Origin of the sequence: Spirillospora sp. NPDC046719 (genome assembly GCF_040645715.1) — a bacterium.
Lineage (GTDB): Bacteria > Actinomycetota > Actinomycetes > Streptosporangiales > Streptosporangiaceae > Spirillospora.
Window position 1 is genome coordinate 41,520 of the sequence record NZ_JBEYYT010000007.1, and the last position, 22,391, is coordinate 63,910.

General features: G+C 72.4%; 25 protein-coding genes. 12 read left to right on the forward strand and 13 right to left on the reverse strand.

Translation table 11 applies throughout. The features are described 5' to 3' along the window. Positions 1-6 precede the first annotated feature (6 nt). The gene (locus ABZ914_RS02740; RefSeq protein WP_500191187.1) at positions 7-861 is read right to left on the reverse strand and encodes a helix-turn-helix transcriptional regulator; all 855 of its coding nucleotides are present in this window, start codon (positions 859-861) and stop codon (positions 7-9) included. 164 nt (positions 862-1,025) lie between these two features. Here ABZ914_RS02740 and ABZ914_RS02745 point away from each other — a divergent pair, with 164 nt between their 5' ends. Beyond that, a complete protein-coding gene (locus tag ABZ914_RS02745; protein WP_500191188.1) occupies positions 1,026-1,802 on the forward strand; it encodes an alpha/beta fold hydrolase in 777 nt (258 codons plus the stop codon). A 92-nt stretch (positions 1,803-1,894) separates the two neighbouring features. Next, complete coding sequence (locus ABZ914_RS02750; protein ID WP_190863107.1) at positions 1,895-2,683, forward strand: SDR family NAD(P)-dependent oxidoreductase; 789 nt, start codon at positions 1,895-1,897, stop codon at positions 2,681-2,683. Between the two features lie 5 nt (positions 2,684-2,688). On the opposite strand, the gene ABZ914_RS02755 is transcribed toward ABZ914_RS02750, so the two are convergent. After that, positions 2,689-3,078, reverse strand: a complete 390-nt coding sequence (locus tag ABZ914_RS02755; RefSeq protein ID WP_190863105.1) for a nuclear transport factor 2 family protein — start codon at positions 3,076-3,078, stop codon at positions 2,689-2,691. Between the two features lie 89 nt (positions 3,079-3,167). Here ABZ914_RS02755 and ABZ914_RS02760 point away from each other — a divergent pair, with 89 nt between their 5' ends. Together ABZ914_RS02760 and ABZ914_RS02765 are read left to right on the forward strand one after the other, a co-directional pair. Continuing rightward, the gene (locus ABZ914_RS02760) at positions 3,168-3,626 is read left to right on the forward strand and encodes a MarR family winged helix-turn-helix transcriptional regulator (protein ID WP_387025698.1); all 459 of its coding nucleotides are present in this window, start codon (positions 3,168-3,170) and stop codon (positions 3,624-3,626) included. Then, on the forward strand, positions 3,623-4,129 hold the full coding sequence (locus tag ABZ914_RS02765; RefSeq protein WP_500191191.1) for a GNAT family N-acetyltransferase: 507 nt from the start codon (positions 3,623-3,625) through the stop codon (positions 4,127-4,129). The genes ABZ914_RS02760 and ABZ914_RS02765 overlap by 4 nt, the downstream gene beginning before the upstream one ends. Positions 4,130-4,135: 6 nt before the next feature. Here the strand turns inward: ABZ914_RS02765 and ABZ914_RS02770 are convergent, their stop codons facing one another. Then, on the reverse strand, positions 4,136-5,635 hold the full coding sequence (locus tag ABZ914_RS02770; protein ID WP_500191192.1) for a dienelactone hydrolase family protein: 1,500 nt from the start codon (positions 5,633-5,635) through the stop codon (positions 4,136-4,138). An 89-nt stretch (positions 5,636-5,724) separates the two neighbouring features. Here ABZ914_RS02770 and ABZ914_RS02775 point away from each other — a divergent pair, with 89 nt between their 5' ends. Continuing rightward, positions 5,725-5,994 carry a hypothetical protein gene (locus ABZ914_RS02775; RefSeq protein ID WP_500191193.1) on the forward strand — a complete coding sequence of 90 codons (270 nt, stop codon included), beginning with the start codon at positions 5,725-5,727 and terminating at the stop codon, positions 5,992-5,994. A 64-nt stretch (positions 5,995-6,058) separates the two neighbouring features. Here ABZ914_RS02775 and dnaB read toward each other — a convergent pair whose 3' ends face one another. Beyond that, positions 6,059-8,596: a replicative DNA helicase gene (dnaB, locus tag ABZ914_RS02780; protein ID WP_500191194.1), complete on the reverse strand. Its 2,538-nt coding sequence runs from the start codon at positions 8,594-8,596 to the stop codon at positions 6,059-6,061. 335 nt (positions 8,597-8,931) lie between these two features. On the opposite strand from dnaB, the gene ABZ914_RS02785 reads away from it, so the two are divergent. Beyond that, the gene (locus tag ABZ914_RS02785; protein ID WP_500191196.1) at positions 8,932-10,251 is read left to right on the forward strand and encodes an MATE family efflux transporter; all 1,320 of its coding nucleotides are present in this window, start codon (positions 8,932-8,934) and stop codon (positions 10,249-10,251) included. A 74-nt stretch (positions 10,252-10,325) separates the two neighbouring features. After that, a complete protein-coding gene (locus ABZ914_RS02790) occupies positions 10,326-10,514 on the forward strand; it encodes a hypothetical protein (RefSeq protein ID WP_190863092.1) in 189 nt (62 codons plus the stop codon). A 59-nt stretch (positions 10,515-10,573) separates the two neighbouring features. Here the strand turns inward: ABZ914_RS02790 and ABZ914_RS02795 are convergent, their stop codons facing one another. The 6 genes from ABZ914_RS02795 to ABZ914_RS02820 all read right to left on the reverse strand — a co-directional run bounded on the left by ABZ914_RS02795 (position 10,574) and on the right by ABZ914_RS02820 (position 13,969). Next, positions 10,574-11,563 (reverse strand): peptidoglycan recognition protein family protein, encoded by a 990-nt coding sequence (locus ABZ914_RS02795; RefSeq protein ID WP_500191197.1) that lies wholly within the window; start codon positions 11,561-11,563, stop codon positions 10,574-10,576. Between the two features lie 339 nt (positions 11,564-11,902). Then, positions 11,903-12,349, reverse strand: a complete 447-nt coding sequence (gene rplI, locus ABZ914_RS02800; protein WP_500191199.1) for a 50S ribosomal protein L9 — start codon at positions 12,347-12,349, stop codon at positions 11,903-11,905. Between the two features lie 17 nt (positions 12,350-12,366). Next, positions 12,367-12,603: a 30S ribosomal protein S18 gene (gene rpsR / locus ABZ914_RS02805; RefSeq protein WP_019631633.1), complete on the reverse strand. Its 237-nt coding sequence runs from the start codon at positions 12,601-12,603 to the stop codon at positions 12,367-12,369. An 88-nt stretch (positions 12,604-12,691) separates the two neighbouring features. Further along, positions 12,692-13,261: a single-stranded DNA-binding protein gene (locus ABZ914_RS02810; RefSeq protein ID WP_500191201.1), complete on the reverse strand. Its 570-nt coding sequence runs from the start codon at positions 13,259-13,261 to the stop codon at positions 12,692-12,694. Positions 13,262-13,298: 37 nt separating this feature from the next. Further along, positions 13,299-13,589: a 30S ribosomal protein S6 gene (rpsF, locus tag ABZ914_RS02815; RefSeq protein WP_151540987.1), complete on the reverse strand. Its 291-nt coding sequence runs from the start codon at positions 13,587-13,589 to the stop codon at positions 13,299-13,301. 215 nt (positions 13,590-13,804) lie between these two features. Then, entirely contained in the window at positions 13,805-13,969 is a 165-nt protein-coding gene (locus ABZ914_RS02820; RefSeq protein ID WP_387025711.1) for a hypothetical protein, read from the reverse strand. Between the two features lie 258 nt (positions 13,970-14,227). Between ABZ914_RS02820 and ABZ914_RS02825 the strand changes: the two genes are divergently transcribed. The 3 genes from ABZ914_RS02825 to ABZ914_RS02835 all read left to right on the forward strand — a co-directional run bounded on the left by ABZ914_RS02825 (position 14,228) and on the right by ABZ914_RS02835 (position 16,061). Next, the gene (locus ABZ914_RS02825; protein ID WP_500191202.1) at positions 14,228-14,530 is read left to right on the forward strand and encodes a hypothetical protein; all 303 of its coding nucleotides are present in this window, start codon (positions 14,228-14,230) and stop codon (positions 14,528-14,530) included. Positions 14,531-14,638: 108 nt separating this feature from the next. Next, the gene (locus ABZ914_RS02830) at positions 14,639-15,406 is read left to right on the forward strand and encodes a deoxyribonuclease IV (protein ID WP_500191204.1); all 768 of its coding nucleotides are present in this window, start codon (positions 14,639-14,641) and stop codon (positions 15,404-15,406) included. 271 nt (positions 15,407-15,677) lie between these two features. After that, positions 15,678-16,061, forward strand: coding sequence for a DUF4190 domain-containing protein (locus ABZ914_RS02835; RefSeq protein WP_387025717.1), 384 nt, complete (start codon positions 15,678-15,680; stop codon positions 16,059-16,061). Positions 16,062-16,088: 27 nt separating this feature from the next. Here the strand turns inward: ABZ914_RS02835 and ABZ914_RS02840 are convergent, their stop codons facing one another. Further along, complete coding sequence (locus ABZ914_RS02840; protein WP_500191206.1) at positions 16,089-16,562, reverse strand: barstar family protein; 474 nt, start codon at positions 16,560-16,562, stop codon at positions 16,089-16,091. Positions 16,563-16,857: 295 nt separating this feature from the next. Between ABZ914_RS02840 and ABZ914_RS02845 the strand changes: the two genes are divergently transcribed. Together ABZ914_RS02845 and ABZ914_RS02850 are read left to right on the forward strand one after the other, a co-directional pair. Then, entirely contained in the window at positions 16,858-17,352 is a 495-nt protein-coding gene (locus tag ABZ914_RS02845; RefSeq protein WP_500191207.1) for a hypothetical protein, read from the forward strand. Between the two features lie 95 nt (positions 17,353-17,447). Then, positions 17,448-18,386 carry a MerR family transcriptional regulator gene (locus ABZ914_RS02850; RefSeq protein WP_500191209.1) on the forward strand — a complete coding sequence of 313 codons (939 nt, stop codon included), beginning with the start codon at positions 17,448-17,450 and terminating at the stop codon, positions 18,384-18,386. A 51-nt stretch (positions 18,387-18,437) separates the two neighbouring features. Here the strand turns inward: ABZ914_RS02850 and ABZ914_RS02855 are convergent, their stop codons facing one another. Both ABZ914_RS02855 and ABZ914_RS02860 read right to left on the reverse strand, forming a co-directional pair. Continuing rightward, entirely contained in the window at positions 18,438-19,880 is a 1,443-nt protein-coding gene (locus ABZ914_RS02855) for a glycosyltransferase family 87 protein (RefSeq protein ID WP_500191211.1), read from the reverse strand. Between the two features lie 178 nt (positions 19,881-20,058). Then, a partial coding sequence (locus ABZ914_RS02860; RefSeq protein WP_500191213.1) for a transglycosylase domain-containing protein occupies positions 20,059-22,391 on the reverse strand: 2,333 nt, incomplete at its 5' end.

Below are 22,391 nucleotides of genomic sequence, written 5' to 3' on the forward strand. Positions count from 1 at the left end.
CCCCGGTCACGTGTGGCTGCGGTGCGCGGTCTCGGGGCCGATGACGCGCAGGAGTTCGAGGGCCTCGATGCTGGCGGTGCCGGGCGGCGGGGTGAACACGAACACCCGCTGGTCCTCGGCCGCGGTGAGCAGGGCCTCGGTATCGAACTCGATCGCGCCGACCTCCGGGTGCAGGACCTTCATGCGGCTGCTGCGATGGACGGCGACCTCGTGCCGTTCCCAGAGCCTGGTGAACTCCTCGCTCGCGCCGTGCAGCCGTTCGACCAGCGCGGACGCGGCGGCGTCGTTGCCGCGGCGGGCCGCCGCGGCGCGCAGGTGCGCGACGTGCAGGCGGCTGTAGTGCTCGTGCTCCTCCTCGGGGTACGCGGACCGGACGAACGGGTCGGTGAACCACCGCCACACGATGTTCCGGTCCGGCTCATCCACCGTGCACACGCAGCCGAAAAGGGCCTGCGCGAGGGCGTTCTGCGCGAGCAGGTCCCCGAGGTCGCCGATGATCTGCGCGGGCGTCTCGTGCAGCCGGTCCAGCAGGTAGAGCAGGCCCGGCCGGACGTGCTCGCCCGCGAACGGCCCGGCGGGCGGCCGGTGCCCGGCGAGGAGGTACAGGTGGTCGCGCTCGTCCGCGGTGAGGCGCAGCGCGCGGGCGAGCGCGCCGAGCAGCTGCACCGACGGCTGCGGGCTGCGGGCCTGCTCCAGCCGCATGTAGTAGTCCGCGGACATGCCCGCGAGCTGCGACACCTCCTCGCGGCGCAGGCCCGGCGTCCGGCGGCGCGGCCCCGCGGGCAGGCCCACCTCCTGCGGCCGCAGCCGCTCCCGCGAGCGGCGCAGAAAGTCGGCGAGCTCCGTCCGGTCCATCTCCATGCCTCCATGATTCCGCCCCGGACGGCAGGTCAGAACGGGCGAGACTGGGATCGCTTGTCCTAGCCAAAGCGGTCCGCTCCTCATCGCGGACCGCCGGTGGCAGCGTCGAGAACGTCCGGACCTGATCCGGACACGAACGACCACCACCGAAAGGACGGCCGACAATGGCGACGCTCACCGTCGGGAACGCCCGCGTGCCCTACCGCATCGAGGGCTCCGGCCCCGCGCTGGTCCTGGTGCACGGCGCCGGACCCGGCTCGGTCATGTGGGACGGGCTCCTCGACCGGTTCACCGGCCACCGCACCGTGATCCTGCCCGACCTGTCCGGCAGCGTCCCCGCCGAGGACGACGGCGCCCCGCTGACCATCGAGACGCTCGCCGAGCAGGTCAACGCGGTGATCGAGGACGCGGCGGCGGGCCCGGCCGACGTCGTCGGGTTCTCGCTCGGCGCGCCGACCGTCGCGGCCGCGGCGGCGCTGCGCCCCGACCTCGTGCGGAGGCTGGTGCCCATCGCGGGCCTGACCCACGCGGGCGACGAGTACGTCCGGCAGCACATGACCACCTGGCTGGCCCTCGCGGACGTCCCGGACGGGTTCGGCCGGTTCGCGACGCTGACCGCGTACAGCCGCCCGTTCCTCAACCAGATCGGGCACGACGCCCTCGAGGAGGCGAACGCGTTCATGCGGCCCACCGAGGGCCTGCTCCGGCAGCTCGACCTCGTCCGGCGGCTCGACATCCGCGGGCTGCTGCCGCGGATCACCGCGCCGACGCTGGTGGTCGGCGCGACCCGCGACCAGACGATCCCGGTCGAGAACCACCGGGAGCTGTTCGCGGCCATCGCGGGCAGCGAGTACGCCGAGCTGGACACCGGCCACGTCGTGATGGCGGAGCGCCCCGACGAGTTCGTCAAGCTCGTCCGGGACTTCCTCGACCGGCCGTGACCCGCCCGCCCGGGGCCGTCCAGCCTGGTGGTCCGGATACCAGGCTGGGCACGCCCTGGTTACGTCCGCCGCCCGCCGAGCACGATGGGATCATGCGTCCCATCGACCAGCAGACCATCCTGATCACCGGCGCGACCGACGGGCTCGGCCGCGCCCTGGCGGGCGAGCTCGCCGCCGAGGGCGCGACGGTGCTGGTGCACGGCCGCGACGACCGGCGCGGCGCGGAGACCCTCAAGGAGATCGGCGGCAGGGCGTCCTGGTACCGGGCGGACCTGTCGTCGCTCGCCGAGACCCGCGCGCTCGCCGAGGCGGTCCGCGCCGACCATCCCCGGCTGGACGTCCTGGTCAACAACGCGGGCATCGGCACCGCGGGCCCGCGCCGCGAGAGCGCCGACGGCCACGAGCTGACCTTCCAGGTCAACTACCTGTCCGGGTACCTGCTGACCCGGCTGCTGCTGCCCACGCTGACCGCCTCGGCGCCGGCCCGGATCGTCAACGTCAGCAGCCTCGGCCAGACCGCCATCGACTTCGACGACCCGATGATCACCCGCGGCTACAGCGGAACGCGGGCGTACTGCCAGAGCAAGCTCGCGCAGATCCTGTTCACCATCGACCTGGCCGACGAGCTGGCCGGGACGGGCGTCACCGCGAACGCCCTGCACCCCGCCACCTACATGCCGACGAAGATGGTCGCCTCGCCGATCAGCACGCTGGAGGAGGGCGTCCGCGCGACGCACCGGCTCGTCACCGACCCGGCCCTCGACGAGGTGTCCGGCCGGTTCTTCGACGGACTCCGCGAGTCCCGCGCGGACGGCCAGGCCTACGACCCGCGGGCCCGCGCCCGCCTCCGCGAGCTGTCCGAGCGGCTGACCGCGCCCTGACCGGGTCAGGCGGCCCGCAGGTCCCAGATCAGGGTCGAGCGGACGCCGGCGACGCGCCAGCCGTCCGGCGTCCGCGCGGCCTGGAGGTCGTAGCGCTCGCCGAGGACGCGGGGGCCGTCCTCGTGCGCGAAGACGACCAGCAGGTTGGCGCCGATGGCGGCCCGGTCGCCGTCGATCTCGATGAGCGGGTTGGTGACGAAGTGCTGGGTCGGGACGGTGTGGTTGCGGCGGGCCTGCGCGGCGAGCGCGTCGGCCCCCTTGGACGTCCCGCCGGGGGTCGTGACCTCGGCGTCCTCGGTGAAGACGGCGCGCGGGTCGTCGAAGTGCTTGCCGTCCAGCCACAGCCCGAGCCGCCCGATCAGGTCGGTGAGCTCGTCGCGGTCGCGCTGTTCCATGACTCCTCCTAGTTCGTTGGCGTGGCCAACGTTGGTAGAGCCAACAGTACAGCTATTCATTGGTGATGCCAACAAGTAGACTGGCCCGCATGATCACCGACGACGCCCGGCAGCCCGAGCGGCTCCGGCACGCCGCCAGCTGGCTGATCAACCAGGCGTCCGCGCACAGCCACCGGCTCGTCGCCGACCGCTTCGCCGCCGCCGGCGCCCGCGGCTACCACTACCGGCTGCTCGCCACGCTGGAGGAGTACGGCCCCGCCAGCCAGGCCGACCTCGGCCGCCGCGCCGCCATCGACCGCAGCGACGTCGTCGCCGCGCTCAACCAGATGGCCGGCAAGAAGCTCGTCGAGCGCGCACCCGACCCCGCCGACCGGCGCCGCAACATCATCACGCTCACCCCCGCCGGCCGCCGCCATCTGCGCGAACTCGACCGCGTCCTCGACGGCATCCAGGACGAGCTGCTCGCGCCGCTGTCCCCGCCGGAACGCGCCCAGCTCACCGAGATGCTCACCCGCGTCACCGACCACCACGCCAGGAGCCGCCCGTGACCCTCCGCTTCGTCGAACTGCCGCCCCCCGTGATGACCGCGCTGCTGGACGGCGACCTCGCGACCGCCTCCGCCCTCGCCGGAGCCCCCCTCACCGCGTACTTCCTCGGCGAGGACGCCCGTTTGCTGTGGCGGTACCGGCTCGACCAGCTGGAACGGTCCCCCGAGGACGCCGCCTGGATCGTCCGCGCCGCCGTCTCCGAACCCGAGGGCGCCGTCGTCGGCCACGCCGGCTTCCACTCCGCGCCCGACGAGGACGGCACCGTCGAGATCGCCTACTCCGTCGACCCCGCCCACCGGCGCCGCGGCCACGCCACCGCGATGCTCGCCGCGCTCCTCGCCCGCGCCGCCGCCGAACCGTCCGTGCGGACCGTCCGGGCCACGATCAGCCCCGACAACGCCGCGTCCCTGGCGACGCTCGCCGGCAACGGATTCCGCCACGTCGGCGAGCAGTGGGACGAACGCGACGGCCGCGAGCTCATCTTCGAACGCCCCGCCCGCTGAGGCCGGTCAGCCGATCGGCATCGTCACCGCGATCGGCCAGGCCAGCAGGACGCCGCCGGCCAGCGCCGGCACCCACACCGGCGCCCGGACGGCGCGCAGCGCCGCCGCCTGGACGCCCTGCCAGACCAGCAACCCCGCGATCAGCGGCGCCACCAGGAGCACCAACCACGACACCAGCCCGAACACCGCGGCGACCCCCAGACCCGCCAGCGCGCCCGCCGCCGTCCACGCGTGGATCAGCACGGCGGCGCGCGCGCTGTAGCCGTCGCACAGCAGCTCGATCCCGGCGAAGAACACCATGGCGCACACGGCGACCGGTATCAGCGCCCACACCCTCGGCCCCACCGGAACGGCGTGCGCCCACCCCAGCTGAGCAGGCACGGCGAACGACACCACGGTCAGCACGACCAGCACGGCGGCGGACGCGACGATCCGCGGCCGTCCCAGACCCTCACGTCCCTTCCCTCGCATGACCGGCAATGCGGCGCACAGGAGACCGACGACGCCGAAGAACCCGGCCAGCGGCCCCGCGATCCCGACCGGAAGCACCCCACGCGGAATCGCCCCGACGACCCCGACCGCCGCAAGAACGGCCACCACCGGCGCCCCCAGCACGAGCCTCAAAGGCAACTTCGCGCGCGCGCCGCTCTCACCAGTGGGCCGTCCCAGAAGCGCCGACACGATCGCGGCGAAGCTCAGCACCGCCGCCAGATGCAGCAGCATCGCCGAACCCGCCCGCTGGAAAGGCCGGATCCCGACGCGGGGCGCCCCACCGGCACGCCCGAACGCCCGGTCGAACCAGGCCGCGGCCTCTCGGTGCGTCCGCGGCTGGAAGAGGACGCCCACATGCTCGGCGCCCCCCACGATGACGGCCCGCCGCGCCGTCCCCGCACGCGGATCCCCGTACGTGACCCCCGTCCGCCCCTCCGGATACGCCGCCCGCAACGCATTAACGGCCCCATCGCGGTAGCCGGCGAACTCGAACCCGCCAGCGACCAGCAGCAGATCCCGCGGGCTCGTCGCCGCGAACGGCATCGTCCCCTGCGAGATCGCCACGGTCGCCCCCACGTCCGGATGCGCGCTCGCATAACGCACCGCAGCGGCCGCGCCCATCGAATGCCCGAGCAGACCGATCCGGCCTCCATCCACCCCCGGTGCGGCCCGCAGATGCCGGACCGCGACGTCCAGGTCCCGGTCCAGCCGCGCCTCCGCCGCCGGCCCGTCCCCCAGTCCCGGCAACCGCTCCGTACTGGCGCCGCCGCCCGCCAGGTCCACCAGCTCGACCACGTACCCCCGCCGCGCCAGCGTGTCCGCGAACCCCCGCATGAGCTGCATGCTCGACGACAGCCCGGGCGCGACCACCACCCCCGGAAGCCGTCCCGCCGCCTCGTCCGGCCGCACCACCTCGACCGGCACCCCGGACACCACCGCGGACCGCCGCTCGATCCCCCGGTCCGCCGTCCCCAGCCCGACGGCCCCCGCCACCGCCGCGACAACGGCCGCCACGCACGCCCACCGACTCCCCCGCACCCTCAGATGGACGCGACCGAATCCACGCAAGTTCCCCCGAACACCCGCGTCACTAGAGTCGTGGCGTGGCGACCCGCAAGAACCGCTGGCCGAAGACGCGGGACGGCATCGAGGACGCCGCCCTGCTCATCCTGGAATGGCTCGCCGAACAGGGCGTCAACGCCCTCCTTCGGGTGGACGCCGAGCGCCTCGCCGAAGGACGCCCCGCCTGGACGTTCGCGGCGAGCGGCGGCCCCCTGCCTCACGGCCTGCGCGCCGACGGCTCCACCGCCGACCAGTGCCTCTCCAGAGCACTGACCGAACTGCACACCGCCGGAATCACCGTCCCCATCTAACCCCCCGAAACTGAGCCGCCGACCGTCACGTCCCCGCCGGTTCCGGGGTCTCGGGGATGCGGGGTTACTGGGCCATGTCGACGAAGCGGCTGTAGTGGCCCTGGAAGGCGACCGTCACCGTGGCGGTGGGGCCGTTGCGGTGCTTCGCGACGATCAGGTCGGCCTCGCCTGCGCGCGGCGACTCCTTCTCGTAGGCGTCCTCGCGGTGCAGCAGGATCACCATGTCCGCGTCCTGCTCGATGGATCCCGATTCACGTAGATCGGACACCATGGGCTTCTTGTCGGTTCGCTGTTCGGGGCCACGGTTGAGCTGCGACAGCGCGATGACGGGGACGCCGAGTTCCTTGGCGAGCAGCTTCAGCGAACGAGAGAACTCCGACACCTCGACCTGGCGGCTCTCGACCCGCTTGCCGGACGTCATCAGCTGCAGGTAGTCGATGATCACCAGGCGGAGGTCGTGCTGCTGCTTCAGCCGCCGGCACTTCGCCCGGATCTCCATCATCGACATGTTCGGCGAGTCGTCGATGAACAGCGGCGCCTCGGCGACCTCGCTCATCCGCCGGGCGAGACGGGTCCAGTCCTCGTCCTGCATGGTGCCGGAGCGCATGGCGTGCAGGGCCACGCGGGCCTCCGCCGACAGCAGCCGCATCGTGATCTCGTTGCGACCCATCTCCAGGCTGAAGAACGCCGAGGTCAGGCCGTGCTTGATGGACGCGGCGCGGGCGAAGTCGAGGGCCAGCGTCGAGTTGTGCGTCGGGACGCAGGACCGCCCGGCGAGGTACATGTGGTCGGCGTTGTCGACCTGGACGCACCGGACGGGCACGCTCGCGACCGGCCGCACGTCCACGATGTACCGCACCCGCGCCGGGCGGTGCCGGTCGGCCTCGCGGCGGGCCCGGAACACCGGCTCGTGCGGGGTGAAGGCGACGTGGTGCACCGGCTCGTCGCGCGGGTCGAGGGCGGCGAGGTGGCCGAGGCCAGCGAGGAGTTCACGGATCCCCCCGGCGAGCCGCGCGGACGGGAGGGCGACGTCGACGCGCCCGGCCGGGGACGTCTTGCCGCACACGTCGAGCAGCCCGGCCAGCAGCGCGCGCCGCTGGGCGGAGGACGCCCGCAGGTAGGCGGCGGGGACGTGCCTGCCGTCCAGCAGGCCGAGGGCGGCGAGCCGACCGTCGATGCCGGGCAGGGCGTAGCAGCCCGGGAGGGGTTCGGGGACGACCGGCTGGCCGGTCAGCTCGATCTGGGCGATGACGGCCCCGTCGAGGCAGGTGATGCGGCCGTCGCCGTCCTCGCCCGCGCCGAGCCACACACCGAGGACGTACGGGTCGACGGGCAGGTCGGCGTCGGGCAGGTCGAACGCGGCGGCGACCTCGACGGCGTGGCGCGCGCCGCGGCGCAGGTCGGAGAAGATCTCCTCGGTCGTCCGGATCCGGGCCCGCCCTGACGGGCCGCGCGCGCCGGCGCGGCGGTCGCGGCAGGCGGTGCCGCTGAGGCGGGCCGCCTCCACGGTGACCTGGGCGGCCCACGGAGTCACGGCGGCGCCGACCGGGACAGGGGTACGGGCGGTGAGGTGCGCGGCGGCCCTCCGGCGCGGGGCCGCGCCGTGCCGGGCGTGCGGGCCCCAGCCGGTGGGCGGTGTGCCATCCCGAGGTGCGGGGTGCTCGGCCGTTCCGGTGCCGTGCGCGCGCGCCGTGAAGAACGCGCCGTGCCCGTCGCCGGTGATGGTGCGCCACTGGTGCTCGGCGTCGGCGACGATGACCTCGCCGTCGGAGAACTCGACCTCGTAGCAGGGGCGGCCGTGCATCACCTCGGTCGCCGCGACGACGCGGGTGGGCCTGCCGTCGGCCCCGATGAGCCGGTCGCCGACCTTGACCTCGCCCATCGTCGTCCAGCCGGTGGGAGTCGGGAGCGGCGTGTCCAGCTCTAGCGCCTTGCCCATGGCGGGTCTTGCGGCGACGACGATCATTTGGCCGGGGTGCAGGCCGTTGGTGAGGGCGTCGAGGTCGGCGAAGCCGGTGGGGCAGCCGACCATCTGGCCGCCGCGGCTGCCGATCGCCTCGATCTCGTCGAGGGCGCCGGGCATGATCTCGCTGAGCGGCACGTAGTCCTCACCGGCGCGCTTCTCGGCGATGGCGAAGACCTCGGCCTGGGCGCGGTCGAGGACCTCGTCGGCGTCGGCGCCGTCGGCCGCGTAGCCCATCTGGACGATGCGGGTGCCGGTCTCCACGAGGCGGCGCAGCACCGAGCGCTCGTGGACGATCTTGGCGTAGTAACCGGCGTTCGCGGCGGTGGGCACCGACGAGATGAGCGTGTGCAGGTAGGGGGCGCCGCCGATGCGGCCGATCTCGCCGCGCTTGGTGAGCTCGCCGGCGACGGTGACGGCGTCGGCGGGGTCGCCGCGGCCGTACAGGTCGAGGACGATGTCGTAGATGATCTGGTGCGCGGGGCGGTAGAAGTCCTGGGTGCGGAGCACCTCGACGACCTCGGCGATGGCGTCCTGGGAGAGCAGCATGCCGCCGAGGACGCCCTGCTCGGCCGCGATGTCGTGCGGTGGGGTGCGTTCGAACTCCTGCTCGTGCGGTCCGAGCTCGGTCACGCTCACCTGGCGCACCCCCTTCCTCCCGGCCGCCGGGCGCCCCGTCCGCCCATCGCCGACCGTTCCTCATCACGTCTACCTCAGGCGTCCGACATTCTCCCGAGCCCACGCGGGCGGGGGCAAAGCAGCGTGTGGACGAACCTGTGGAATACCTGTGCAGACACGCGGGACACGTTGTGCACGACCTGTGGACAACTCTGGGGAAAGTTCGCCCGCTGCTTTTGGCGGCAGGTCGTGAGCTGCGGAAACGTCGTCCACCGGGTGTGGGGAAGAGAAAGTCGGGCGATCCGGGTGCTGTAAGGTGTGAACTTCTTTGAAGAGTTACAGAGGCCGGGGAGCGCATGGTGAGGTTCCGGGCGAGCCGGCATGACCGGGAGATCCTGCGGCTGGCGGTGCCGGCGTTCGGCGCCCTCGTGGCGGAACCGCTGTTCCTGCTGTCGGACTCGGCCATCGTCGGCCATCTCGGGACGGCGCAGCTCGGCGGGCTCGGCGTCGCCGGGCAGGCCCTGAACACGCTGGTTTACCTGTGCGTCTTCCTCGCCTACGGCACGACGGCGGGCGTCGCGCGGCAGATCGGCGCGGGGGACCGGCGGGCGGCGGTGCGGCAGGGCATCGACGGGATGTGGCTGGCGGTCGCGATCGGCGCGGTGCTGATCGCGGCGGGCTGGCCGCTCATCCCGCCGATCGTGGACGCGTTCGGCGCGTCCGCGTCGGTGGCGCCGTTCGCGGAGACGTACCTGCGGATCAGCCTGTTCGGGATCCCGTCGATGCTGGTGGTGCTGGCCGGGACGGGCGTGCTGCGCGGCCTGCAGGACACCCGGACGCCGCTGGCCGTCTCGATCGGCGGGTTCACCCTGAACCTGCTGCTCAACGCGGTGTTCGTGCTGGTCCTCGGGTGGGGGATCGCCGGGTCGGCGTGGGGCACCGTGCTCGCGCAGACCGGCAGCGCGGCGGTGTACGTGGCGGTGGTGCTGCGCGCGGCGCGGCGGGAGGGCGCGCCGGTCCGCCCGGACTGGGCCGGGCTGCGGACGTCCGCGACGGCCGGTCTCGGGCTGCTGCTGCGCACGGCGGCGCTGCGGATCGTGCTGATCGTCGGGACGTCGATCGCCGCGCGGATGGGCGACGCGGAGATCGCCGCGTACCAGGTCGGGTTCCAGGTGTGGACGCTGCTGGCGTTCGCCCTGGACGCGATCGCGATCGCGGGCCAGGCGATCACCGGGCGGTACCTGGGCGCGGCGGACGTGACCGGGACCCGCGACGTCACCCGCCGGATGGTGGGCTGGGGCGTGGCGTGCGGGGTGGTGTTCGGGCTGGCCGTGCTCGCGGTGCGGCCGTGGCTGCCGGACCTGTTCACCTCCGACGGCGACGTCCGGCAACTGCTGCTGGCCTCGCTGCTGCTGGTGGCGGTGCTGCAGCCGGTCGCAGGCGTGGTGTTCGTCCTCGACGGGATCCTGATCGGCGCGGGCGACGGCGCCTACCTGGCGGTGACGACGCTGGTCGCGACGGTCGTGTTCCTCCCGGCGGCGCTGCTGCTGTACCGGGCGGACGCGGGGATCGTCGGGCTGTGGGGGGCGATCGGGCTGTGGATGGCGACGCGGATGGTCACGCTGGGCCTGCGGGCCCGGGGCGACCGGTGGATGGTGACGGGCGCCGTCCGGTAGCGGTGCCGGGCGGGGCGGCGGAGGATTTCCGGAAGCCCACCCGCCTCCCCCGCCCCACTCGCTACTATTCGAACATGTGTTCCACCCACGGCGAGCGGATGGCCCGGCTCACGCAGGCGATCGACGACCTGGCGGCGGAGGGCCTGGCCGGGCTGCCGCCCGAGACGCTGGTGGAACGCGTCGCCGGCATCTGGTCGCTGGTCGAGGGCATCGACCCGGAGATCGCCCGCCGCCGCACCCGCTACACCACGCCCGAGAACTGACCGGCCCGCGGCCCGCGGCCCGCCGCCCGACCGCCCGCCGCGCACCGCCCCGCAGACGATCACCAGTTCAGGTTCAGCAACCCCGGCCAGTCGTCGTCGCCCTGGTAGTACTGGCTCGGGTTCCCGTAGTCGTCGCCGCCGTGCGGCTTGTGCTTCGGCTTGGGCTTCGGTTTCGGCGGTGCCTTGGGCTTGCCCTTCGGCTTGCTCTTCGGCTTCGGCGCCGCCGCCGAGCCCTCCAGCCGGTCCGCGACCGCCCTGCGCAGCGCCGGCAGCCGCGAGTACAGCACGTCGCCCGGACACGAGGTCTCGTTGTAGTCGCGGTGCCCGACGATGGCCTCGGCCGGGTCGAGGTCGTACTCCCGGCAGAGCCACACGCACACCTCCATCAGGGAGGCCCACAGGCGGTCGGGGGGCGCCGTCGACATGTAGTTGCCCTCGTTCTCGATCCCGAGGGTGTGCTCGTTGTTGTGCAGCACCTGGGCGCCCACCGCCAGGTCACCGGCCCGGATCGACGCCAGGCTGCGGTTGCGGCCCTCCATCACGGCGCCGCCCCGGCTGATCGTGAGGTGCTGGCCGCTGTCGTCCCAGCCCCGCTTGTCCATGTGGAAGTTCTGGATGTACCGGGACAGGCTGAACGCGTGCCCGACCGAGAGGTCGGTGGAGTTCCCCGTGTCGGTGTGGTGCACGACGATGTGGTCCGGCGCGCGGTCCAGGACCTTCGCCGCGCGCTTGGGCGGCCGGGCCGACCACTCGGCGCGCGTGTAGATCTGCGGTGCGTCCGCCGTGAACAGGGGCGCACGCCGGTCGAGCAGGCGGCCGGACGCCGCGTCGGGCGGCACCGTGCCGGTCACGCCGTCCAGGTCCGGGCCCGCCGGGGCGTCCTGCGCCATCGCCCTCTCCCCGAGCGGCGACCCGAACGCCAGTGCCTCCAGCAGCCCGGCCCCCACCACGCCGCCGATCATCGACCGCCGCGTCACCGCCGACCGCCGCGTCACCGCCGTCCCGTCGCGTTCCCGGCCGGCCGCGCCGTCCCCCGAATGCGCGATCAACACCGTCCCCCTTCGCCCCCCGATGATCTGTGATCACGGAACGTAATGGCCGCTCAGACGATCACCCAAACACCGGGCGGTTCAGGGACGTTTCACATGAAACCCAGAGAGATCCGGGACGGGGCAGCCCTGTTCTTGTGCAAGAGATTGCGGGGACAAGGGACGACCCGGACCGGGAGCGGACGCCCGGCCGGAACGCGGAACGACCCCCGCGCCCGGGTTGATCCCGGTACGCGAGGGTCGTTCTGAACGCGGTGCGCCGGCGGCCGGCGCGGGCCTCGGCGACCTCGGACCCCCGCCGTCAGGCGGGAGCCTCCGGTCTCGGCCCTACAGGCGGCCTCAGGCCTCGACGACGTTGACGTCGATCGTGGCGTTGACGTCGCTGTGCAGCCGCACGCTGACGCGGTGGGTGCCGACCGTCTTGATCGGGTTGCCGATCTCGATCCGGCGGCGGTCCAGCTCGGGGCCGTCGGCCGCGCGCACCGCGTCGGCGATGTCCGCGGCGGTCACGGCGCCGAACAGGCGGCCGTTGCTGCCGGTCCGGGTGCGCAGCGTCACCCGCAGGGCCGCCAGCTGGCCGGCGACCTCCTTGGCGTGCTCGACGGTCGCGATCTCGCGGGCCGCGCGGGCCTTCTTGATCGAGTCGATCTGCTTCTCGGCGCCGCGGGTCCACTGGATCGCGAATCCGCGCGGGACGAGGTAGTTGCGGCCGTAGCCGTCGCGGACCTCGACGACGTCGCCGGGCTCGCCGAGCCCGGAGACCTGCTGGGTCAGGATGAGCTTCATGATCGTTACCCCCGGCCTCAGCGCGCGGTGCTGGTGTACGGCAGCAGCGCCATCTCGCGGGCGTTCTTGATCGCCGTGGCGACGTCCCGCTGGTGCTGGGTGCAGTTGCCGGTCACCCGCCGGGCACGGATCTTGCCGCGGTCGGAAATGAACTTCCGCAGCAGGCCCGTGTCCTTGTAGTCGACGTAGGAGATCTTCTCCTGGCAGAAAACGCAAACCTTCTTCTTCGGCTTGCGGGGAGGTGGCTTCGCCATCGTGGTGCTCCTTCGAGAGAGCCCCGCTCACGCGGGAATGGACGTGGATGTGTCGTTCAGTCTTGCCGGGCGCGGTCTTGCCGGGCGGCTAGAACGGCGGGTCGTCGGAGAAACCGCCGCCTCCACCGCCGCCGCCGCCGCCGGTGGCCCAGGGGTCGTTGGCCGGAGCGCCCTGCTGGCCGCCGCCGAAGCCGCCGCCGCCCTGGCCGCCGTCACCGAAACCGCCGCCCTGGCCACCGCCGCCGCCGAAGCCGCCCTGGCCACCGCCTCCGAAGCCGCCGCCGCCACCCTGCCGCTGGGTCTTGTTGACCTTGGCGGTGGCGTTGCGCAGCGACGGGCCGACCTCGTCGACCTCGATCTCGAAGACGGTGCGCTTCTCACCCTCGCGGGTCTCGTACGAGCGCTGCTTGAGCCGCCCCTGCACGATCACCCGCATGCCGCGCTGCAGGGTCTCCGCGCAGTTCTCGGCGGCCTGCCGCCAGACGTTGCAGGTGAGGAAGAGCGCCTCGCCGTCCTTCCAGTCGTTCGACTGGCGGTCGAAGAACCGCGGCGTCGACGCGATGCGGAAGGACGCGACCGCCTGGCCGCTGGGGGTGAAGCGCAGGTTCGGGTCCTCGACGAGGTTCCCGACGATCGTGATTACGGTGTCGCCTGCCATGGGGCTCGCTCCGGCTGGTGTGAGGGCTGAGCCGGGCTCAGTGGACCTCGGGGCGGATGACCTTGGTACGGAGGATCGACTCGCTCAGGTTGAGCTGCCGGTCGAGCTCCTTGACCGTGGCAGGCTCAGCCGACAGGTCGACCACCGCGTAGATGCCTTCGGACTTCTTCTGGATGTCGTACGCCAGGCGCCGCCGGCCCCAGACGTCGACCTTCTCGACGCTGCCGCCGCCGTCCTTGACGACCTTCAGGAACGGGTCGAGCGCCGCGTTCGCGGTGCGCTCGTCGATGCCGGGGTCGAGGATCGCCATCAGTTCGTATCGACGCATGCTGTGTCCCTACCTCCTCTGGACTGGCGGTCACGGTCTCTCCGTGACAGGAGGGCTCTTGCGTCCCCCGCGGCCGCGCCGGACCCGGATTCGCCGGGCGCACCTGCCGCGGGACCGGTACAGGCTACCAACAGTCGGCAGCGTACGAGCCGGTTCCGGGTCGGCCGGGGGACCGGCGACGGCCGGCGCCGGGCGGCCGGGGGACCGGACGGCGGCTAGCGGCGGGCGGCCGGATGGCCGGGCGCCCTGCGGCGCCGCCGCTCCAGCTCCGCCATGATGTCGGCCATCCGGGCCCGCATGCGGGCGGTCTGGGTCGTCAGCATGGACAGCTCCTCGACGAGCTCCGCGTCGCCGATGACCCCGAGTTCGCTGGAGTTCATCGCCTCGCCTCCGCTCCCCGGCCCGCGCGGGCCGGCACGCTCTCCCTCACGTCGTGCTCCTCCCGGACCCGGCGTCCCCCCGGATCCCGGCCGGTGTTCTCGAATCCATGTTCGACCGTACCGGGTGCCGCCGACATTTCCGAGCGCCCCTCCCGGTTGATCTTCCGCTCCGCTGGGCATTCCTTTACGCACATGGTCCGTCCGGTCCCGCGTTCACCATGCGCACCGCGCGGGGCACCACGACGTGAGGAGGTCCGGATGCCAGAGCAGGCAGCCGGCAGTGGGCACGCGACCGCGGAGAGCCGGGCCGAGAGCCACCGGCTCCAGGACGTCCTCGCCGTCCTGGCGTTCACCCTGGGGATCGCCGCGCTCATTCTCGGCGGGGGCGTTCCCTCGGCGCACTTCGTCGGCCTGGTGGTCGGCATCATCGGCCTGCCGCTCGCGCTCGTCTCGCAGATGATCTCGGCGACGACCAACGAGCGCTGGCTGAACGTCATCGGCATGGTGGGGTCGTTCGTCGGCGCCGGCTTCGCGATCAGCCACGGCGGCTTCTCGCTCTGACCGCGCCGCCCCGGCGGAGCGCGTTGCCCCGGCGGCGGAGCGCGTTGCCCCCGGCGGCGGAGCGCGTTGCGGAACGAAACGTCGGACGGCGCGGCTAACCTCGGTGCCATGCGCATCGGAGCCCACGTCGACCAGACCAACCCGCTCGACAACGCCCGCGCGGTCGGAGCCGACGTCGTCCAGTTCTTCCTGGGCGACCCGCAGGGCTGGAAGAAGCCCATCCTGCCGCAGGGCGTCGAGGCGCTGGAGGGCTCCGGCGTGGACGTCTACGTGCACGCGCCCTACACGATCAACGTGGCGACGTCGAACAACCGGATCCGGATCCCGAGCCGCAAGAACCTCGCGCAGCAGCTCGACGCGGCCGCGTCGATCGGCGCGAAGGGCCTGATCGTGCACGGCGGCCACGTGCTGAAGGACGACGACCCGGAGACCGGCTTCGAGAACTGGCGCAAGGTGTTCGAGCGCACCGAGTGCCCGATCCCGGTGCTCATCGAGAACACGGCGGGCGGCGGTAACGCCATGGCCCGCAAGTTCGACCGGATCGCCCGGCTGTGGGAGGTCCTGTCCGGCGTCCCGGGGCTGGACGACAAGCTCGGGTTCTGCCTCGACACCTGCCACGCGCACGCCGCCGGCGAGGAACTGGTCGACGCGGTCGACCGGATCAAGTCCATCACCGGCCGCATCGATCTCGTGCACTGCAACGACAGCCGGGACGCGTTCGGCTCCGGCGCCGACCGGCACGCCAACCTCGGCAGCGGCAGCATCGACCCCGAGCTGATCCTGACCGTGGTGCGGGCGGCGGACGCGCCGGTCGTGGTGGAGACGCCCGCCGCCGGCCAGGCCGCCGACATCTCCTGGCTGCGCGACGAGCTCTGACCTCCCACGGTCTCCGGCGGCCCGCCTCCGGCGCGGCCCGGCGGACGCCCGCGGGGCCCGGCGGGCTCGGCGCCGCGCGGCGGCCGAACGCTCTTGGCAAGATCAGGCCAAGGGGGGAACCCGGAGGGCCCGCGGGGCATCCAACCCAGTGACGACCGGCATGGCGACAAACTCGCGATGGCACGTCACACTGGCATAATCCGGAACCTCAGCCCATCAGCGCACGCGCGTCCTCTCGGCGGCGGGCGCGCGAACCGATCGGGAGCCCCCCATGGCCCAGCCCCCGTACGATCCCTACGGCTACGGGTCGAACGACCCCTACGCTCCCCAGCCGTACTCGCAGCCGCCCGTCCAGCACCACTACTACGGCGGTGCGGCGCCGGTCAGCCGCGGGACCAACGGCATGGCGACCGCGTCGATGGTCCTGGGCCTGGTCGGCATCGTCAGCTGCGGCACGACGTCCCTCCTGGCGATCATCTTCGGGCACGTCGCGCAGAGCCAGATCAAGCGGACGCACGAGGAGGGGCAGGGCATGGCCACGGCCGGCCTGATCCTCGGCTACATCGTGACCGGCCTCTGGCTGATCGTCTGGGTCTTCTACCTGTGGCTGTGGGCGATCGTGTTCGGCAGCGCCGCGGGCAGCACGACCTACTAGGACCGGCGCGCCCCACCAGCGCCTTCTTCACTCGAACGCAAGCCGGGGGACGCCTGCGACCTCCACGCCCACGCTCGCCAGCAGCACCACCATGGGCGTGGGGGTGTCACGCCACGCCTTGACCGCGCTTCCGAAGACGTCGAGGACGGTCCGGAACGCGCTCTGGTCGGCGTCGGCGAGCTCCGACCACGACTCGTAGAGGACGAGGTAGCCGCTCTTGGCGGGCGTCCAGGACAGGTCGGACAGGCAGTCCTCCAGGGCGTCCCAGTTGCCGCCGAACCAGTCGGGGAACTCGAAGGCCTCCGCGCACACCCGCAGGAACCCGTCCTTGTCGCGGACGCGGCGGCCGTCCAGGTGGACGGCGTGCCAGCCCGCCTCCTCGGCCCGTTCCGTCCAGGTCGTGTCGCCGACCGCGCCGGGGACGGCGGGCGTCCGCCACTGGTAGACGCCCGGCCGCAGCCGTCCGGCGAGCAGTTCGTCCAGTGCTCGATTCGCGTTCACGTCGTCTCCCGGCAGTCGTCCTCCCCGCGCGCGGGGCACTCCGGACCACGCGCCCCGCCGGCCGCGATCATCCCCGGCATTCACCTACGAAATCCTCAAGACGCCGCAATCGTCCCGGCGATCCCGTGGCGTCCTCGGCCGGTCTGCCGCGACGCGGGCGGGGCGGCCCGGATCCGACGGCACCGAGGGTTGACGGGCGCCGCCCCCTGCCCTAATCTCTCTTCTATAGAGAGACTCTTTCAAAGAGCGACTCTTAGAGCGAGGTAGTTGCCCGATTCCGCGAAGGAAGCCAGAGATGAACACCACGCCCACCACCAGCACCGACACCGCCGACACCGCCGCCGACCAGGCCACCGAGCGCGTCCACGCCTACTACGGCTCCGTCAAGAGGCTCGGCCACTGGACCGGCGCGCGCCGGTTCGAGGTGCGCGCCCGCCGCGCCTCGGCCGTCCTCGACCTGCGCTCCCCGCACATCCCCGACGGCGACATCGAGATCGAGATCGGCATCGACCACTCGATGGTCAAGCTGCTCGTCCCGCAGGACGCCGAGATCGACCACTGGGACCTGCGCTACACCGGCCGGGGCCGCGTCAAGGACTGGACGGGGGAGAACGGCGGCGGGCGCCGGATCCGGATCACCGGCGAGATCAAGCACGGCGAGATCCGCGTCCACCGCGGCGGCGTCGCGACCCTGTCCGCGCTCTTCACCAAGGAGTTCGTCCAGGACGCCCGCCGCGCCCGCCGCGAGGGCACCACCCCGGTCATCGCCGACCCGTCCCACGCCGGCTGACCGATCCCCCGGGCAGAGAGCGCGCGCGGCACACCCGTGCGCGCTCTTGGCGTGTGCTTGAGTCTCCACCGACTGGAACCCGCAAGGTGGAGGACATGGACGGCGACACCCTGTACACGATCGGGGAACTGGCCCGGCGGACCGGTCTCCCGGTCCGGACCATCCGGTTCTACTCCGACTCCGGCGTGGTGCCGCCGACCGACCGGTCGCCGGCCGGCTACCGGCTCTACGACATCGCGGCCGCCACCCGCCTCGACCTCGTCCGAACGCTGCGCGACCTCGGCATCGACCTCGACACCGTGCGGCGGGTCCTGGCCCGCGAGGTCACCGTCGGGGACGTCGCGGCGACGCACGCCGAGGCGCTCGACGCGCAGATCCGCACGCTCCGGCTGCGCCGGGCCGTGCTGCGCGCGGTGGCGAAGCGCGGTTCCGCCCCAGAGGAGGTCCAGCTGATGCACAAGCTCGCCAAACTGTCCGACGAGGAACGCAACCGGATCATCACCGGATTCGTCGACGAGACGTTCGCCGGGCTGGAGGTGCACCCGGAGTTCGCCGCGAAGATGCGCGCGGCGCTGCCGGAGCTGCCCGACGACCCGTCGCCCGAGCAGGTCGACGCGTGGGTGGAGCTGGCGGAACTGGTCGGCGACCCCGACTTCCGCGCCGCCGTCCGGCGGATGGCGGAGTTCCAGTCCGAGGAGTCCGCACGCGGCGCCGCCCGGGAGGGCGGCCAGGCGAGCGGGCAGGAACTCACCGCCATCACGGTCGAGAGGGTGAGCGCGGCGATCGACGACGGCGTGGACCCGGCGTCGGACGCCGCCCGTCCCGTCGTGGACGCCCTCGCCGCCGCCTACGCCGGCGCGTTCGGCGAGCAGGACGGCCCGGACTTCCGCGCCCGGCTGCTGCACCGCCTCGAGGTCGGCAGCGACCGGCGCGCCGAACGGTACTGGCAGCTGCTCGCCGTGATCAACGGCTGGCCCGTCCCGCCCTCGCTGGTCCCGGTGTTCGAGTGGTTCATCGCCGCGCTGCGCCACTGACCCGCCGCTGACGCGGCACCGCGGCACCGCGGCACCGCCTCGGGCGCTGTGTCAGACCGCGTCGGCGGCGAGGTGCCGGGCGCCGCGCCACCGGCGGAGCGACACGACGTCGTCCGCGCCGTCGAGCACCCCGCCCGCCGGGTCGTCCTCGCCGCCCGTCCGCACGATGTCGCCGGACGGGCGCAGGACGTCCCACACCACCAGCACCGCCATCGCCAGCACGGTCACGAACCGGGCGAGCAGCGCGAGGCTGTACACGTCCTGGCTGATCCCGCCCGCCGGGGCGTCGAGATGCGCGACGGCCGACAGCGTCGCCGGCAGGTCCGCCCCCGGCAGCTGCAGCGACACCGACATCAGGTACCACCAGATGCCGAAGAAGTAGATGATCTCCCCGGCCTGCCAGACCACGAACGCCGGCATCTTCGGGCGGGCCAGCACCGCGAGCGGCAGCAGCCACAGCACGTACTGCGGCGACCAGACCTTGTTCGGCAGCATGAACGCGACCAGCACCAGGAACATCAGCTGCGGCAGCCGCGGACGGCGCGGCGCGGCGAGCGCCAGCACCGCGATCCCGGCGGCGAGCACCAGGAACGTGCCCGTCCCCGCGAGGTTCAGCTGGTCGGTGTCGGACGCGAGACCGGACAGCCCGTGGTCCTGCAGCACGAAGAAGATCGAGCCCCAGTCGATGCCGCGCTTCTGGCTGAAGCTGTAGAACTCGACCCAGCCGTCCCACGCGAACACCATCACCGGCACGTTCACGACCAGCCACGCGCCGGCGGTGCCCGCGAGCATCCGCCCCATCGCCCGCCACTGACCGGCGCGGACGCACAGCAGCACCAGCGGGCCGAGGAACAGCAGCGGATAGAACTTCGCCGCGATCGCCAGCCCGAGCATCGCGCCCGCGAGCGCCGGGCGCCGCGCCGACCACGCCGCCAGCCCCAGCGCCGCCAGCGCCACCGCCAGCAGGTCCCAGTTGATGTACGCGGTGAGCAGCAGCGACGGCGACAGCGCCACCATCAGCCCGGCGCGCAGCGACCGGCGCCCCGCCGCGTACGCCGTCGCGAGCACCGCGACGATCGCCAGCACCGCCAGCAGCAGCGCCGTGACGTTGTAGAACGCCATCCCGCGCTCACCGGCCCCGAACGGCTTGACCAGCCACGCGGCGAGCTGCATGAAGCCGCCGCTCAGCACCGGGTACTCGACGTGGTGGATGTCGGAGCCGGTGAACGAGTCGAAGTACGGGATCTTCCCGTCGTTCAGCCCGCGCACGTAGTACAGCGGATACACATCCGTGTAGCAGGCGTTCTTCGTCGTCTGGATGAAGTCGAACTTCACCGACGCGCACGGCTGCTTCTGCAGCCAGCCCAGCGCGCACACGACGGCCGCGGCGCCCGCCAGGACCGGCGCGAGCCGCGCCACCCGGCCGCGTTCCCGCGCGGGATCGTCCCCGGCGCCGGCGCCGGCCATCGCGACCCTCTCAAAAGACGACGACATGGACAGCAGACTATTGGTCGGCGCGCAAAGAACGCGCCCGCGCACCGCCCGCGCCTCCGGACGTCCAGGAAACCCTCGGGAAAGACGCCCGGCGAATCCCCAGGAAAGCGGAACGGCCCGGAGCCGCCATGGGCTCCGGGCCGTTCCGTTCACTCATCGGCGCGGCACGCGGTCGCGCTCAGTTGGTCCCGTTCGGAGTGGTCGGGTCCTGCTCCTTGGTGCACGCCTGGTTGTTCGGGTGCGTCCTGCACCACCGCTTCAGGTCGTTCGGGTCGTTCGGCGGCAGGTTCGGGTCGCAGCCGAGCGGCATGCCCATGCTGTTGCAGGGCTGGCCCGTCCCGCCCGGAGCCGTCGGGGTGTTCGTCGGGTCCGGCGACTTGGTGTGGCAGGGCCGCCCCTGCTGCTGCTGCCCCTGACCGTTGTTGGTGCAGGTCGGCGTGTTCGACGTCGTCGGGGACGTCGTCGGCGACGTCGTCGGCTCCGGCTTCGCGGCCGCCCACGGGGCGATGCTGCCGCCATAGACCGCCGGCGGGAACGGCGTGATCTCCTTGCCCTCGAGCGCCTTGGTCATGACCATCTTGAACAGCTCGGCCGGGACGGTACCACCGTAGACCTGGCTGTAGCCGCCGACGCCGACCAGGGACTTCTGGGTCTTGCCGTCCTTGCTCGACCGCCACATCCCGACCGACGTCACTAGCTCGGGCGTGTAGCCGACGAACCAGGCGGACTTGTTCTGCGACGACGTACCGGTCTTACCGGCGACCGGGCGGGCGCCGAGGCTCGCCTCCGTACCGGTGCCGTGCGTGACGACGCCGCGCATCGCCTCCGTGGCGTCCGCCGCGACACCGGAGTCGAAGACCTGCGTCTGCTGCTTCGCCCACGGCTCCTTCTTCACCGGCTTGCCCGCGTCGTTCAGGACGGGGTTGCCGTTCGCGTCCGTGATCGACTGGATCACGTGCGCCGGCCGGTGCACGCCGCCCGCGGCGAACGTCTGGTACACCGACGCCATCGTGACCGACGTCGCGGTGATGACACCGAGGGGCAGCGAGGTGTAGTCGGGGTTGAGGCCCGGCGTGTTCGCGGGAATGCCCATCTTCTTGGCCATGTCCACCACCTTGTCCAGCCCGACCTTCTGGCCGAGGTCGACGTAGGCGGTGTTGATGGACTTCGCCGTCATCTCCTTCAGGTCGAAGACGCCGTTCTCCGACGGGCTGTCGTTCGTGAACTTCGCCCCGTTGATGGTGCGGCGGTAGTGGCCGTCCATCGTCGTCTTCAGGCTGACGCCGTTGTCCAGCGCGGTCGCCAGCACGATCGGCTTGAACGACGAACCCGGCTGCACCGCGCCCTGGAAGGAGTCATCGAACTGCTGCTTCTGGTAGCTCGGGCCGCCGTAGGCGGCGATCACGCCGCCGGTCTTCGGGTCCACCACGGTGAGGCCGAAGTGGATCGTGCTGTTGAAGTTCTTCTCCTGCTTCAACTGCTTGACGGCCGTGGCGGTGTAGTTCTGCAGGTCCTGGTCGAAGGTCGTCTTGATCCGCAGGCCGGCGGTCTCGACGCGCTGCTGGGAGATCCCGAGCGTCTTGAGCTCGGCGATGACGCGGTCGGTGAGGTACCCGGTCTGGCCCGTGTCCTTGATGTCGCTCCACTGCTTCTGCGTCTGCGGGAACTTCGCCTTGGCCCGCTCGTCCGCCGAGAGCCACTGCTTCTTCACCAGGCCGTCGAGAACGTAGTTCCAACGGGAGATGAGCGCCTGCTTGGCCGGGTCGGAGTCGGGACCGTAGGACTTGAAGTAGCCCGGCCGCTGGATCATGGCGGCCAGCATCGCCGCCTCCGGGGCGGTGATGTCCTTGACGGGCTTGTGGAAGTAGGCGCGGGAAGCGGCCTGGACGCCGTACGCGCCGCGCCCGAAGGGCACGGTGTTGAGGTACTGCTCCAGGATCCAGTCCTTCTTCTTCTCGTTGCCCATCCGGACCGAGATCAGGATCTCCTTGAGCTTGCGGCTCACGGTCCGCTTCTGGCTCAGGCCCTGGTAGTAGTTGCGCGCCAGCTGCTGGGTGATCGTCGAGGCGCCGTTGACGTCGCCGCCCGTCGCCGCCCGGTACACCGCTCCGGCGATGCCGGTCGGCGAGATGCCGGGCTCGTTGTAGAACTCGCGGTCCTCCGCGGCGAGCACCGCGTGCTGCATGATGGGCGGGATCTGGGTGAGCGGGAGGATCTCGCGCTTCATGCCGACCCGCGCGAGCGCGGTCTTGCCGTCCGAGTAGGTGATGACCGACGCCTGCTTGGTCGCGTCCTCCTGCGTCGCCTTCGGGATCGGGGTGTTGGCGTAGGCGACGGCGACGAGCGCCGCCGACCCGAGGATCGCCACCGTGACGACCGCGACGACGATCTTCCAGTTCGGGACGTACTTCCGCCAGCCGGTCTTCTCCGGCTTGTCCTTGCGCCGCCCGCGCCGGCCGCTGCGCCCGCCGCCCCCGCCGAAGCCGCCGGGACCGCCCGGTCCTCCGGGGC

Bases quoted from the DNA above. Each gene is read 5' to 3' on its own strand.
- ABZ914_RS02760 (WP_387025698.1), top strand. From the start codon at position 3,168: ATGATCACCGACGACGCCCGGCAGCCCGAGCGGCTCCGGCACGCCGCC.
- ABZ914_RS02790 (WP_190863092.1), top strand. From the start codon at position 10,326: ATGTGTTCCACCCACGGCGAGCGGATGGCCCGGCTCACGCAGGCGATC.
- rpsR (WP_019631633.1), bottom strand. From the start codon at position 12,603: ATGGCGAAGCCACCTCCCCGCAAGCCGAAGAAGAAGGTTTGCGTTTTC.
- ABZ914_RS02810 (WP_500191201.1), bottom strand. From the start codon at position 13,261: ATGGCAGGCGACACCGTAATCACGATCGTCGGGAACCTCGTCGAGGAC.
- ABZ914_RS02745 (WP_500191188.1), top strand. From the start codon at position 1,026: ATGGCGACGCTCACCGTCGGGAACGCCCGCGTGCCCTACCGCATCGAG.
- ABZ914_RS02825 (WP_500191202.1), top strand. From the start codon at position 14,228: ATGCCAGAGCAGGCAGCCGGCAGTGGGCACGCGACCGCGGAGAGCCGG.
- ABZ914_RS02835 (WP_387025717.1), top strand. From the start codon at position 15,678: ATGGCCCAGCCCCCGTACGATCCCTACGGCTACGGGTCGAACGACCCC.
- rplI (WP_500191199.1), bottom strand. From the start codon at position 12,349: ATGAAGCTCATCCTGACCCAGCAGGTCTCCGGGCTCGGCGAGCCCGGC.
- ABZ914_RS02785 (WP_500191196.1), top strand. From the start codon at position 8,932: ATGGTGAGGTTCCGGGCGAGCCGGCATGACCGGGAGATCCTGCGGCTG.
- ABZ914_RS02830 (WP_500191204.1), top strand. From the start codon at position 14,639: ATGCGCATCGGAGCCCACGTCGACCAGACCAACCCGCTCGACAACGCC.
- ABZ914_RS02750 (WP_190863107.1), top strand. From the start codon at position 1,895: ATGCGTCCCATCGACCAGCAGACCATCCTGATCACCGGCGCGACCGAC.
- rpsF (WP_151540987.1), bottom strand. From the start codon at position 13,589: ATGCGTCGATACGAACTGATGGCGATCCTCGACCCCGGCATCGACGAG.
- ABZ914_RS02740 (WP_500191187.1), bottom strand. From the start codon at position 861: ATGGAGATGGACCGGACGGAGCTCGCCGACTTTCTGCGCCGCTCGCGG.
- ABZ914_RS02855 (WP_500191211.1), bottom strand. From the start codon at position 19,880: ATGTCGTCGTCTTTTGAGAGGGTCGCGATGGCCGGCGCCGGCGCCGGG.
- ABZ914_RS02850 (WP_500191209.1), top strand. From the start codon at position 17,448: ATGGACGGCGACACCCTGTACACGATCGGGGAACTGGCCCGGCGGACC.
- ABZ914_RS02755 (WP_190863105.1), bottom strand. From the start codon at position 3,078: ATGGAACAGCGCGACCGCGACGAGCTCACCGACCTGATCGGGCGGCTC.
- ABZ914_RS02820 (WP_387025711.1), bottom strand. From the start codon at position 13,969: ATGAACTCCAGCGAACTCGGGGTCATCGGCGACGCGGAGCTCGTCGAG.
- ABZ914_RS02845 (WP_500191207.1), top strand. From the start codon at position 16,858: ATGAACACCACGCCCACCACCAGCACCGACACCGCCGACACCGCCGCC.